Origin of the sequence: Microbacterium sp., from assembly GCF_049661145.1 — a bacterium.
Lineage (GTDB): Bacteria > Actinomycetota > Actinomycetes > Actinomycetales > Microbacteriaceae > Microbacterium.
In genome coordinates this window covers 11,765-25,240 of record NZ_JBASZT010000148.1, presented here as the reverse complement: position 1 = coordinate 25,240, position 13,476 = coordinate 11,765, and the positions used below count along the sequence as shown (strand labels likewise).

The following is a 13,476-nucleotide window of genomic DNA, read 5'->3' as shown; positions in this document are numbered from 1 at the left end:
CCCCACAGGGCGGCGACGCCCCTGAAAAGCGACAGCGCCCCTGAGAAAGCTGATGCGCTGAGTCTCCTTCGTGACGCCGGCCCGATGGCCGGCGTCAGTCGTGTCGGGTCTTCTCCGCGGCGCGTTGCGCTCGTTCGATGGCTGCGACCACCCGGTCGGGCGTCCGCGTGGAAAAGACCCACTCCGTCACGGGATCACGCGGGTCGGTGACGGGCACGCGCACGACCGGGTCGATCCCGCCGCGGAGGAGATGCCACGCGCTCCGCGGCAGCGCCGGACCCCGCGCAGAACGCGCCTCCGCCCCGACAAGACCGACGGGCGCCCCCAGTTGCGACACCGGGATATGCGCCCGCCCGACGCGTAGTTCGCCCCCCGACACGATCACGAGCGGGGAAGCGAACAAGAGCACGGTCATGAGGGACGCGGCGACGAGGATGCCGACGACGAGCGCGACCGTCGCGTCCAGCGGCACGAACACGAGAGCCACCATCGGCGCGACGACCGCGGCGCTGAGCAACACCCACAGCGAAGGGCTCAGCCGCTCGCGATAGTGGACATCGGTGGGAGAGGCGGCAGCGGTGGCGATGTGCATTACCCTCGTGGAGTGATCGATTCCGTGGACGTTCCCATTATCGCGTCGCACGTCCCCGCCTACGCCCACCCGGGTGACGCGGGTGCGGATCTCGTCGCCACCGAGGCTGTGCACCTCGAGCCCGGCGAACGCGCACTCGTCGGAACGGGCGTGCGGATCGCATTGCCTGAGGGCTTCGTGGCATTCGTCGTCCCGCGCAGCGGTCTTGCGGCGCGGCACGGCATCACGATCGTCAACGCCCCTGGCACCGTCGATGCCGGTTACCGCGGCGAGATCCGGGTGTCGCTGCTGAACACCGACCTCCACGCCTCGTACGACGTCTCGGTCGGTGACCGCATCGCCCAGGTGATCGTCATGCCGGTGCCGCGGGTACGCTTCACCCCCGTCGAGGAGCTCCCGCAGTCTTCGCGCGGCGAGCGCGGTTTCGGGTCGACGGGCTATCAGACAGGAGTCTCTTCGTGAGCGACGTCAACGGAACCGCCGCCGATGGCGGCCGGGCATCCACCGGTCCATTCGACGAGTCGGAGGCGAACCCCGTCCGCCCCTACATCGACCTCGGCGGCATCAAGGTGTTGCCCCGCGAGGGACTCAACCTGCGCCTGGAGGTCGAGGAGCAGTCCAAACGCATCGTCGCCGTCGGCCTCGACTACGCGGACTCGACGTTGCAGGTCCAGCCGTTCGCGGCACCGCGCTCCACCGGGCTGTGGGACGAGACGCGCGACCAGATCCGACAGCAGATCCGGCAGCAGGGTGGTCGCGTGGAGGAACGGGAGGGACCGCTGGGTCCCGAGTTGCTCGCCGAAGTCCCGGTCGCGGGTGCTGATGCCGCCACGGGCAAGCGTGTGGCCCGTTTCGTCGGCGTCGACGGCCCTCGCTGGTTCTTGCGCGGTGTCATCGGGGGAGCGGCCACGGGCGACATCGAGGCGGCCGGAAAGGTCGAAGACCTGTTCCGCTCGATCGTCGTGGTGCGCGGCGGAAGCCCCATGCCCCCCCGCGATCTCATCCCGCTGAAGATGCCCGCCGCACCGGGCACCGCATGAGCACGCCCGACGACGAACAGCCCGGCTCCCGTCTGTCGGGCGACGGCGACCGCACCGATCCCGTCGTGCCGCCGCCGGCATCGGCGTCGGAGATCCTCGGTCAAGCCCTGGGGGACGCTGCTCGCAAGGCGGGCCTGGACCCGAGCACCCAGGCACACACCGGTCACGTCGTGTGGGGAGCGATGGGTGGTTGGCGCGGCCTGCTGGAGAGCGTGATCCCGGGGCTCGCGTTCGTCCTCCTGTTCACGTTCACGCAAGACCTCGTGCTCTCGCTCGTCGTCTCCGTCGGGCTCGCCGCCATGCTCACCGTGGTCCGCCTCATCCAGCGTTCGACAGCGAGCGCGGCACTCGGCGGACTTCTCGCCACAGCTGCCGCAGCCGCGTTGGCGCTGTGGACGGGTCGGGGTCAGGACAACTTCGTTCCAGGGCTCGTCACGAACGCCGCTTACGGGACGGCGTTCCTCGTATCCGCACTCGTGGGGTGGTCGATCATCGGACTCGCGGTCGGCTTCCTCATGAACGAAGGCACAGCGTGGCGCGCTGATGCGCGCAAGCGGCGGGTGTTCTTCTGGCTCGCCATCGCGTGGGCCGCATTGTTCTTCGCGCGGCTCACCGTGCAACTGCCGTTCTACCTCGCTGGCGACGTCACGACGCTGGGAACGCTCAAGCTCATCATGGGACTTCCGCTGTTCGCGCCGCTGATCGCCGTGACCTGGCTGGCGGTGCGCGCCGTATATCCACGGCCGGATTCCCCTTCGCAGGCATGATAGATTTATCTTGACATCAAGATAAATTCTTCCCGGCACGGCGACGCGCGAGTAAGGGCTACCTCACTAGCCGGAGGCCGCGCCCGCGGGGAAGATGGAAGAGCGCGCCACACCCCGTGCGGTGCGAAGCGCACGCCGACGAAGGCGCCTGCGACCCAGGACGAAGGAGAGCACAGCATGTCCACTGTTGACAGCTTCGGAGCCAAGAGCACCCTGACGGTCGGTGGCACCGACTACGAGATCTACCGCATCGACACCGTCGCCGGCTACGAGAAGCTCCCATTCAGCCTCAAGGTGCTTCTGGAGAATCTGCTGCGCACCGAGGACGGTGCGAACGTCACGAAGGCGCAGATCGAAGCGCTCGGGACATGGGATCCGGATGCCGATCCCGACACCGAGATCCAGTTCACCCCCGCCCGCGTCGTCATGCAGGACTTCACCGGGGTCCCCTGCATCGTCGACCTCGCGACGATGCGCGAGGCGGTCACCGCTCTCGGTGGCGACCCGAGCAAGATCAACCCGCTCTCACCGGCCGAGATGGTCATCGACCACTCCGTCATCGCCGATCTGTTCGGCACCGAGAACGCCCTCGAGCGCAACGTCGAGATCGAGTACGAACGCAACGGCGAGCGGTACCAGTTCCTGCGCTGGGGCCAGACCGCCTTCGACGACTTCAAGGTCGTCCCGCCGGGGACCGGCATCGTCCACCAGGTGAACATCGAGCACCTCGCAAAAGTGATCTACGACCGGGTCGGGCGCGATGGCGTGCTGCGGGCTTACCCCGACACCTGCGTCGGAACCGACTCGCACACCACCATGGTCAACGGGCTCGGCGTGCTCGGGTGGGGCGTCGGCGGCATCGAGGCCGAGGCGGCCATGCTCGGTCAGCCCGTGTCGATGCTCATCCCGCGCGTCGTCGGCTTCAAGCTCACCGGCGACATCCCGGCGGGCGTCACCGCGACCGACGTCGTCCTCACGATCACCGACATGCTTCGGGGGCACGGTGTGGTCGGAAAGTTCGTCGAGTTCTATGGCGCGGGCGTCGCGTCGGTGCCGCTGGCCAACCGTGCCACGATCGGCAACATGAGCCCGGAGTTCGGCTCGACCGCCGCGATCTTCCCGATCGACGACGTCACGCTGGAATACCTGCGTCTGACGGGACGCGACGAGCAGACGGTCGCCCTCGTGGAGGCCTACGCCAAGGAGCAGAAGCTCTGGCACGATGCCGCGCACGAGCCGGTGTTCAGCGAGTACATGGAGTTGGATCTCGGGACCGTCGTCCCCTCGATCGCAGGCCCCAAGCGTCCGCAGGACCGCATCCTGCTGTCGAAGGCGAAGGAGCAGTTCGAGAAGGACATTCTGAACTACGCCGCGCCGAGCGTCTCGAACGACATCGTCGACCTCGAGTCCCAACACTCCTTCCCGGCCTCCGACCCGGGCGGCGCCCCCGGGGAGGAAGAGCCCGCGACCAGGCCGGTGCACATCTCCAGTGGGGCGCCCGCCTCGGCATCCAACCCTGTCAAGGTCACTCCGCCGGAGGGGTCGGCGTATCTGCTCGACAATGGCGCGGTGACGCTCGCAGCGATCACGTCCTGCACGAACACGTCGAATCCGTCGGTCATGATCGCGGCCGGTCTGCTGGCGCGCAAGGCTCGCAACAAGGGACTGAAGCAGAAACCGTGGGTGAAGACCACGCTCGGCCCGGGCTCCAAAGTCGTCACCGACTACTACGAGAAGTCCGGGCTCGACAAGGACCTCGAGGGCCTCGGCTTCTACACCGTCGGCTACGGCTGCACTATCTGCATCGGCAACTCGGGACCGCTCATCGAGGAGGTCTCCACCGCCATCAACGAGAACGATCTGGCGGTGACCGCCGTCCTCTCGGGCAATCGCAACTTCGAGGGTCGCATCAGCCCCGACGTCAAGATGAACTACCTGGCCTCGCCGCCGTTGGTCGTCGCCTACGCTCTGGCGGGTTCGATGCACTTCGACTTCGACACCGATCCGCTCGGCAAGGACACCGCCGGCAACGACGTGTTCCTCAAGGACATCTGGCCCTCGCCCGACGAGGTGCAGGAGGTCATCGACTCGTCGATCTCGCGTGACCAGTTCATCAAGCAGTACGCCACCGTGTTCGACGGTGATGAGCGCTGGACGAGCCTGCCGACGCCCGAGGGGCCGATCTTCGAGTGGGATGCCGATTCCACCTACGTCCGCAGAGCTCCCTATTTCGAAGGGATGTCGATGGACCTCACGCCCGTCGCCGACATCCACGGCGCGCGGGTGATGGCGACACTCGGCGACTCCGTCACGACCGACCACATCTCGCCGGCCGGCAACATCAAGGCCGGAACCCCCGCCGCGCAGTACCTGACCGAGCATGGTGTCGCGCAGAAGGACTTCAACTCCTACGGTTCACGCCGCGGCAACCACGAGGTGATGATCCGGGGCACTTTCGCCAACATCCGGTTGAAGAACGAGCTGGTCTCGGCCGTCAACGGCGGCCAGATCGTGGAGGGCGGATTCACTCGCGACTTCACACAGCCAGGCGGTCCGCAGTCGTACATCTTCGACGCGTGCCAGAACTACGCTGCCCAGCAGACGCCGTTGGTCGTCTTCGGCGGCAAGGAGTACGGTTCCGGTTCTTCGCGCGACTGGGCTGCGAAGGGCACTTCCCTGCTGGGCGTGCGGGCCGTCATCACCGAGAGCTTCGAGCGCATCCACCGCTCGAATCTCATCGGCATGGGAGTCGTGCCGCTGCAGTTCCCGGAGGGCCAGTCGTGGAAGTCGCTGGGTCTCGACGGCACCGAGATCGTCTCGATCGAGGGGCTGCAACAGCTCAACGAGGGCATCACGCCGAAGACCGTCAAGGTCACCGCGGCCCCGAGCGAGTTCTCGCCTGAGGGCAAGGAGACCGTCGTCTTCGACGCCAAGGTTCGGATCGACACCCCTGGAGAGGCCGACTACTACCGCAACGGCGGCATCCTCCAGTTCGTGCTTCGCTCGCTCGTGTGAGCATCGGACAGTTCGTTTCGCCCACTGCGCCGGTCCGCGCCGAGCGCACCGGTCGTGGCACGTACGCAGGCGGTCCGCTCGTGCACAACCGGCGCACTCTCGTCGGACGCGCGTGGGCGAGACCGCGACGTAGACTCGTGTGATGAGCCTGCTCGAGAAGGTCACGGGTCCCCGCGACCTCGACGACCTGTCGGCGGCGCAGCTGACGCAGCTCGCGCAGGAGATCCGTGACTTCCTAGTGCAGAACGTGGCGCGCACGGGCGGCCACCTCGGGCCGAATCTCGGCGTGGTAGAACTGACGATCGCACTGCACCGCGTGTTCGACTCGCCGCACGACCCGTTCGTCTTCGACACCGGTCACCAGTCGTATGTGCACAAGCTGCTGACCGGGCGCCAGGACTTCAGTGGACTGCGTTCGCGCGGCGGCCTGGCCGGGTACCCGCAGCGGTCGGAGAGCGAGCACGACGTCGTCGAGTCGTCGCACGCATCGAGCTCGCTCAGTTGGGCCGACGGCATCTCGCGTGCGCTGTCGCTGACGGGTCGCAAGGACAGGCACGTGGTGGCAGTCGTCGGCGACGGAGCGCTCACCGGGGGCATGACGTGGGAAGCACTCAACAACATCACCGACGACAACGACCGCAACCTCGTCATCGTCGTCAACGACAACGGCCGCTCCTACGCTCCGACGATCGGCGGCATGGCCCGGTACCTGAACCGGGTGCGCACGACGCAGCAGTACGAGAGTCTGCGTAAGGGGTCAGCCTCCTTCTTCCGGAGGCTGGGGCCAGCCGGCCACGCCGTGTATCGCGGCGTCCGCGGCGGAACGCACGGCTTTCTGTCACGATTCACGGATAACGCCGCCCTCTACTCGAACCTGGATATCAAGTACCTCGGGCCGATCGACGGCCACGATCTGGACGCCCTCGAGGAGACGCTGCGCCTCGCGAAGGCCTACGGCGCGCCGGTCATCGTGCACGTCATCACCGAGAAGGGACGCGGCTACGAGCCCGCCCGCAACGACGACGCCGACCAGTTCCACGCCGTCGGCAGGATCGATCCCGCCACCGGCGAACCGCTCGGCGCGACGGACGCCGTGGCCTGGACCGACGTGTTCGCGGACGCGCTGGTCGCGGCAGGTGAGCGACGGCAAGACGTCATCGCGATCACCGCCGCAATGCTGCGTCCGACCGGGCTGCAGCCGTTCGGGCAGCGCTTTCCCGACCGCGTCTATGACGTGGGCATCGCGGAGCAGCATGCCGTCACCTCCGCCGCCGGCCTCGCGTTCGGTGGACTGCACCCGGTGGTCGCGATCTACGCGACGTTCATGAACCGCGCCTTCGACCAGGTGCTGATCGATGTCGCGCTGCACCGCGCCGGGGTGACGTTCGTGCTCGATCGCTCCGGTATCACGGGACCCGACGGGCCGAGTCATCACGGCGTGTGGGACCTCGCGATGCTGCAGTTGGTCCCCGGCATCCGCATCGCCGTCCCCCGCGACGCCACGCGCCTGCGCGAAGAGTTCGACGAGGCGATCGCCGTCGGGGATGCGCCCACCGTCGTCCGGTTCCCCAAGGGCGCCGCCGCTGCGGAACAGCCCGCCGTCGAGCGGCTGACCGACGGCACAGACGTGCTGTGGCGTCATGGCGAGCAGGACGTGCTGCTTGTGGGCATCGGATCCATGAGCCAGTTGGCGGTCGACGTCGCCGAGCGACTGCGCGCGCAGGGCATTGGCGCGACGGTCGTCGATCCGCGCTGGGTCGTGCCGGTGCAGCCGTCCATCGTGACACTCGCGGCATCCCATCGCCTCGTCATCACGATCGAGGACGGGATCCGCGTCGGCGGGATCGGGACGCGCGTGCGTCAAGTGCTGCGCGAGGCCGGCGTCGACACCCCCGTCGACGAGTTGGGGCTGCCCGACGAGTTCATCGGCCATGCGACACGGGAGCAGATCTTCGAGGATGCCGGCCTCTCGGCCACCAAGATCGCACAGGACGTCGTGGCGCAGGTGCTCGGTACGCGCATCCCCGTCGCCCGTCCCACCAGTGACACCGGCGCGATCTGGACCGTCGCCGATCATGAGCAAGAGCAGCCTCGCCCCGAGCCCCGCAGCGAGCACCAGGGGCTCTGACCCGAAAGTCTCGCATCCCCGACGCAGACTTTCTCGCCCCACGGCGCGGCAGCGCCACTGAAGAGCTGATGCGAGAGTCTCGTGACATGACCCAGACTTTCCCGCCCCACGGCGCGGCAGCGCCACTGAAAAGCTGACCCCCGAGTCTCGCCTCCCTGGACAGGTGTTCTCGCCCCCACGGCGCGGCAGCGCCGCTGAGAAGCCGACCCCGATCCGGCGCTACGCGCTCTGCAATGCCGCGACAGCGCCCGCCCAGGAATGCGGGATGGCCTCCGGCCGTGTGCCGGTGTCGGTACCGGCGATCGCCTCCGAGAGCAGATATCCGTCGGTCAGCGCGTCGCCGGTGATGACGACCGAGAGCAATTCGATGCCGCAGGCGGCCCGGACGTTCTCGGCGCACGCGGTGAGCACCGCGGCAGACAGGTCCGCGTTCAGCGGCAGGTCGACGCGCGGGTCACTGCGCACGAGGTCGCGCAGCGCCGCACCGACGATGTTGCCGGTGCGCTCGGTGACGTGCACGACCTCGAGCTCGAACACCCGAAGGTCGGCACCCGTGACCACGGGCCGCCAGTCGAAGGACGCGTGCACGAGGTGCTGCCGACCGGCAGCGCCGGTGAGTTGCCGCGCGGGCAGATCGGTCGATCGTACGCGCGTGTCCACGCGCCGGTACCACGCCAGCACCGGGAAGACGGCGTGGGTGCCTGGCCCGAGCACCACGACATCTCCCGCACGGTGCCCGCGTCGGGAGTGTCGGCGCACGAGGGGGCGCCCGTTGCGGGTACGGATGGCGGCCTCCCCCTCGTCGATGGTCACCAGCAGCAGCTTGAACAGGGCCGGGACGACCAGCAGAACGGTCAGCACCGCGCCGCCGGTCTTGATGAGCGCGTTCATGTTGCTCGTGCCGAACAGCGAGGTGATGGTCTCGATCACACTCATAGGATGCCGCGTGCCGTCGCCCGCTCCGGGACAGATCCACGCCGCGCGATCAAGAGTTCACCCACCCGTCGCACGCTGTTGGGTCGGGGAACGGTGACTGCAACCCGTGGAACGATGAAACGGTGAGCACCGCCAATCTGTCCCGCGACGAGACCTCCGCCCGGGCGCGCACGATCAGGCTCGACGAAGTCGAGGTCGACCTGGACCTGAGCCGGGCCGCCGACCTCACCGTCGAGACCTTTCCGACAACGGTGACGCTGACCTTCGACGCGGAGGTCGCGGAGACCTGGATCGACTTCCTCGGCGCCTCGGTCGATCGGCTCACCGTCAATGACGTCGCCCGCGAGGTGGAATGGGACGGCGCCCGCATCCGCCTCGACCGACTCTCCGGCCGCAACACCGCGACCATCCACGCGCATGGCCGATACAGCACGTCGGGGGAGGGGCTGCACCGCTTCCGGGATCCCGTGGATGGCGAGGTGTACCTCTACACGCAGTACGAGCCGGCCGACTCCCGCCGCGTCTACCCGGTGTTCGAGCAGCCTGACCTCAAGGCGCGCTGGCGCTTCACCGTGAGCGGCCCGGCGGGCTGGCGGATCCTCTCGAATGGCGCAGAGACCGCGCGCGAGGATGTGCCCGGCGGCATCCGCGTCTCGTTCGAGGAGACGCCGCCGCTGTCGAGCTACCTCACCGCCGTCGCGGCCGGTCCGTATCACCGCGTCGACGGCACCTGGCACGGTGGTGTGGTGAACGCCGTGGGCGACGCCGACCGCGCGGTCGCGCTCGGAATCCTCTGCCGCGCGTCGCTCGCGCCGCATCTGGTCGACAGCGGCGATGCAGAAGAGATCCTCGACATCACGAGGCGTGGCCTCACGTTCTTCGAGAGCGCGTTCGGCACACCCTACCCGTGGGGGAAGTATGACCAGATCTTCGTGCCGGAGTACAACCTGGGGGCAATGGAGAATCCGGGACTGGTGACCTTCACCGAGTCCTACGTCTTCCGCGGCGCGGCGACCGCCGCACAGCATGAGGCTCGTGCGAACACGATCCTGCACGAGATGGCGCACATGTGGTTCGGCGATCTCGTCACGATGCGGTGGTGGGACGACCTCTGGCTCAAGGAGTCGTTCGCCGACTTCTCCGGCGCCTACGCCGCGGCGTCCACCGGCCTGTTCCCCGACGCGTGGGCGACGTTCGCGAGCCGCCGCAAAGCGTGGGCGTACATCCAGGACCAGCTGCCGACGACGCACCCGATCGTCGCCGACATCCTCGACCTGGAGGCGGCGAAGCTCAACTTCGACGGGATCACCTACGCGAAGGGCGCTGCCGTGCTCAAGCAGCTCGTCGCGTTCGTGGGGGAGGAGGTGTTCCTCCGCGGCGCGCAACGGTACTTCGCCGACCACGCGTTCGGCAACACCACCCTCGACGATCTGTTGTCCGCCTTGGAAGCCGCATCGGGGCGTGACCTGCGCGCGTGGAGCGCAGCGTGGCTGGAGACGACGGGGATGTCGCTGCTTCAGTTCGAGCGCGAGACCGACCGGCTCGTGCAGACCTCTCCGCGGCCGCACCGGCTGTCGCTCGGCCGCCTCCGGTTCGACGGCGATCGGCTCGTGCCCATGCCGCCGACACCGCTCGAGGTCCACGAGGCCCGCACCGCCATCGCCGTCGACCTGGAGCAGGCGGACCTCGTCATCCCCAACGTCGACGACGCGACGTACGCGAAGATCCGGCTCGACGCGAGATCGACGGATGCCGCCGCGCGCGCCCTTTCGTCGATCGACGACACCGTGGCGCGCGCCGTCGTCTGGGCGGCGCTGTGGGATGCCACGCGCGACGGCGAACTCGCGGTCGCACGGTACCTAGGGATCGTGGCCCGACACGCCCTCGCCGAGCCGAACGTCGCGCTGCTGTCGGGCGAGCTCGCTCACGTCGACTACGCCATCGGCCACTACGCCTCCGCAGGATCGCGCGACGGTCTGGCCCGCGGCTGGCTCCAGACGGTCTGGGATGCGTTGCACGCGGTCGAGCCGGGCTCCGACGCACAGTTGGCCTGGGCCCGCGCCCTCGCCGCCGCCGCGGCACGCGATGAAGCCCATGCGGCCGACATCGCCGCCATGCTGCGGGGTCGCGTTCCGGCGCCGGACGGCCTGCGGCTGGATCCCGATCTGCGGTGGAGCCTGCTCATCGCCCTGTCGGCGACCGGCCATGCGACGATGGCGGATGCCGATGCGGAGCTCGCTCGCGACGCCACCGCGTCCGGTGCCGTCGCGCACCGCACCCTGCTCGCCGCGCGCCCCGAGGCCGCCGTCCGCGAAGGCGCCTGGCGGGCGGCGTGGGACGACCGCACGCTCAGCAACGATCACCTCGACGCGACGATCACCGGTATCCGCGCCGGTGATCGTCGCGATCTCGTCAGCGCGTTCGACGACGACTACTTCGCCCGCCTTAGCGGCGCGTGGAACGACCGGAGCATCGAGATCGCACGGCGTCTCGTGCGCGGGCTGTTCCCGGCGTCCGACACCCTCACTCCCGTGGATGAGTGGCTCGAGGCGAACACCGGCGCGCCGGGTGCCCTGCGGCGCCTGGTGATCGAGCAACGAGACCACCTCGCCCGCGACCTGCGCGTGCGCGCAGCGCAATCGCACCTCTAACTCGGAAGTCTCGCCACGTGAGGCACGCCTTCTCGCCCCACTGGCGCGGCAGCGCCACTGAAGAGCTGAGCCGCAAACCGCGTTTCGACTCCTCGCTGGCGCTCGTCGCTCAACGAGCGGTGGGGTTTCCCGTGCGTTGAGCGAGCGCAGCGAGTCGAAGCGCAGTTCGCTCTCAGGCCCCGATGCCGCGTATCGGCGGGTGGTGGAACGTGTCGCCGAAAGCCCGTTCCGACGCGCCCTCTCGATCGAGGTAGGGCGAGGCCCCGCCGTCGATGAAGGGCCAGCCGGCGCCGAGGATGAGGCAGAGGTCGATGTCCTCCACCTCGGGCACGACACCCTCGTCGAGCATGAGTTTGATCTCCTGAGCGAGCCCGTCCTGCACACGTGTCAGGATTGCGTCGGCAGATGGCGGGGTCTTGCCGACGGCATCCTTCACGACCTTCAGGGCTGTCTTCGTGAAGCCCGTGACGCGACCGCCTCTGTCCTTCTCGACGACTTCGGGAAGTTCCGCGAGGGCATGGAAGTTCTCGTTCGCGTAGAAGCGGTCGGGGAAGGCGCGCGCCATCGTGTCCTGCACGTGGGCGGCCACCTTCCACCCGACGAGATCGATGAGCTGGAACGGACCCATCGGCAGCCCCAACGGCGCGAACGCCTGCTCGACGTCGGCGACGGGTGTGCCTTCGTAGACGGCGCGGGCGGCCTCGCCCATGACCTTCGCAAGGAGCCGATTGACGACGAAGCCCGGAGCATCGGCGGTGAGCACGGCGTTCTTGCCGAGGCCCTTCGCCACGACGAAGGCGGTCGAGAGCGCGGCATCGGTCGTGTTCGGTGTCCTGACGATCTCGATGAGCGGCATGACGGCGACCGGGTTGAAGAAGTGGAATCCGACGAGCCGCTCGGGGCGGGCGAGCTTCGCGCCGATCTCCTCCACCGACAGCGACGACGTGTTCGTCGCGAGGATCGCGTCTTCGGCGACGATCTGCTCGATCTCTCCGAACACGGCTTGCTTGACGCCAACCTCCTCGAACACGGCCTCGATGACGAAGTCGCAGTCTGCGTACGCGCTCTTGTCCGTCGTGCCGGTCACGAGCGCACGCAGCTTGTTCGCCGCGTCCGCATCCAGCCTGCCTTTGGTCTCGAGCTTGCCGATCTCGTCGTGGATGTAGGCGACACCCTTGTCGACGCGCACCTGGTCCAGGTCGGTGATGAGCACCGGTACCTGCAGCTTCCGGACGAACAGCAGCGCGAACTGGCTCGCCATGAGTCCCGCACCGATGATGCCGACCTTGGTGACCTTCTTCGCGAGCTCCTTGTCCGGCGCGCCGACGGGTCGCTTGGCACGCTTCTGCACGAGTTCGAAGGCATACATGGATGCCGCGAACTGATCGCCCGTGGCAAGATCTGCGAGGGCCTCGTCCTCACGAGCGAAACCCTCCGCCTTGTCCTTCGGGGAGGTCCCGCTCTTCGCCTTCTCCAGCAGTTCCAGTGCTGCGTAAGGAGAGCGGGGTACGATTCCGATCTTCGACTCGAGCATCCCACGCGCGACCTTGATCGCGACGGGCCACTTGACCGTCCGCTCGATCCTGCCGGGGACGTTCTTGCGCTCGACTTTGGTCGCGCCGGTCAGCACGCGGTCGGCCCACGCGAGCGAGCTCTCCAGGAACGTCGCAGCCGGGAAGATCGCATCGAAGATGCCGTAGTCGAATGCCTGTTGCGGCTTCAGCATGCGGTTCTGCTTGAGCGGGTTCGAGACGACGACCTCGAGCGCATTCTCGATGCCGATGAGGTTCGGCAGCAGGTAGGCGCCGCCCCACCCCGGGATGATCCCGAGGAACACCTCGGGCAGCGCGATCGCGGCCGCCGACGCGTCCACCGTGCGATAGTCCGAGTTCAGTGCGATCTCGAGGCCCCCCCCGAGGGCGAGGCCGTTGACGAAGGCGAAGGTCGGGATACCGAGGTCGGAGAGCGACCCGAGGACCTTGTGCCCGAACTGCGCGATCAGCCGCGCGCCGTCCTTCGAGCCCACCTTCGTGACGTCGGACAGGTCGGCGCCGGCGGCGAGGATGTACTGCTTGCCGGTGATGCCGACTGCCTGGATCTCACCGGCGGCGCTGCGCTCCTTGAGCCCGGCGAGCGTCGCGGCGAGCTCCGTGAGCGTCGCCGGTCCGAGGGTGTTCGGGCGGGTGTGGTCGCGGCCGTTGTCGAGGGTGATGAGGGCCAGCACCGCTCCGGAGGGCAGTGTCACGTCGCGCACGCGCGAGTGGGTGATCACTTCGTCCTCGGTCAGCGCCTGGAGGGGGGAGAAGTCGATCCCCGCGTACTGTTCAGCAACTGTCTTCGTCATGGC

General features: G+C 68.1%; 9 protein-coding genes. 6 read left to right on the top strand and 3 right to left on the bottom strand.

Translation table 11 applies throughout. From position 1 onward, the window contains the following. Positions 1-94: 94 nt before the first annotated feature. Entirely contained in the window at positions 95-592 is a 498-nt protein-coding gene (locus WBP48_RS06765) for a DUF3093 domain-containing protein (RefSeq protein ID WP_424437980.1), read from the bottom strand. Between the two features lie 12 nt (positions 593-604). Here WBP48_RS06765 and dut point away from each other — a divergent pair, with 12 nt between their 5' ends. The 5 genes from dut (at position 605) to dxs (ending at position 7,542) form a co-directional block, all read left to right on the top strand. After that, positions 605-1,054 carry a dUTP diphosphatase gene (gene dut, locus WBP48_RS06760; RefSeq protein ID WP_424437977.1) on the top strand — a complete coding sequence of 150 codons (450 nt, stop codon included), beginning with the start codon at positions 605-607 and terminating at the stop codon, positions 1,052-1,054. Then, entirely contained in the window at positions 1,051-1,632 is a 582-nt protein-coding gene (locus tag WBP48_RS06755; RefSeq protein WP_424437974.1) for a DUF3710 domain-containing protein, read from the top strand. Before dut ends, WBP48_RS06755 begins: the two co-directional genes overlap by 4 nt. Beyond that, complete coding sequence (locus WBP48_RS06750; protein WP_424437971.1) at positions 1,629-2,399, top strand: DUF3159 domain-containing protein; 771 nt, start codon at positions 1,629-1,631, stop codon at positions 2,397-2,399. The genes WBP48_RS06755 and WBP48_RS06750 overlap by 4 nt, the downstream gene beginning before the upstream one ends. Before the next feature lie 177 nt (positions 2,400-2,576). Continuing rightward, a complete protein-coding gene (locus tag WBP48_RS06745) occupies positions 2,577-5,414 on the top strand; it encodes an aconitate hydratase (protein ID WP_424437968.1) in 2,838 nt (945 codons plus the stop codon). 142 nt (positions 5,415-5,556) lie between these two features. Continuing rightward, entirely contained in the window at positions 5,557-7,542 is a 1,986-nt protein-coding gene (dxs, locus tag WBP48_RS06740; RefSeq protein ID WP_424437965.1) for a 1-deoxy-D-xylulose-5-phosphate synthase, read from the top strand. Positions 7,543-7,761: 219 nt separating this feature from the next. Here dxs and WBP48_RS06735 read toward each other — a convergent pair whose 3' ends face one another. Then, the gene (locus tag WBP48_RS06735; protein ID WP_424437962.1) at positions 7,762-8,478 is read right to left on the bottom strand and encodes an SPFH domain-containing protein; all 717 of its coding nucleotides are present in this window, start codon (positions 8,476-8,478) and stop codon (positions 7,762-7,764) included. A gap of 122 nt (positions 8,479-8,600) precedes the next feature. Between WBP48_RS06735 and pepN the strand changes: the two genes are divergently transcribed. After that, positions 8,601-11,129, top strand: coding sequence for an aminopeptidase N (gene pepN, locus WBP48_RS06730; protein ID WP_424437959.1), 2,529 nt, complete (start codon positions 8,601-8,603; stop codon positions 11,127-11,129). A gap of 172 nt (positions 11,130-11,301) precedes the next feature. Here the strand turns inward: pepN and WBP48_RS06725 are convergent, their stop codons facing one another. Next, positions 11,302-13,473 (bottom strand): 3-hydroxyacyl-CoA dehydrogenase NAD-binding domain-containing protein, encoded by a 2,172-nt coding sequence (locus tag WBP48_RS06725; RefSeq protein ID WP_424437956.1) that lies wholly within the window; start codon positions 13,471-13,473, stop codon positions 11,302-11,304. Positions 13,474-13,476 lie beyond the last annotated feature (3 nt).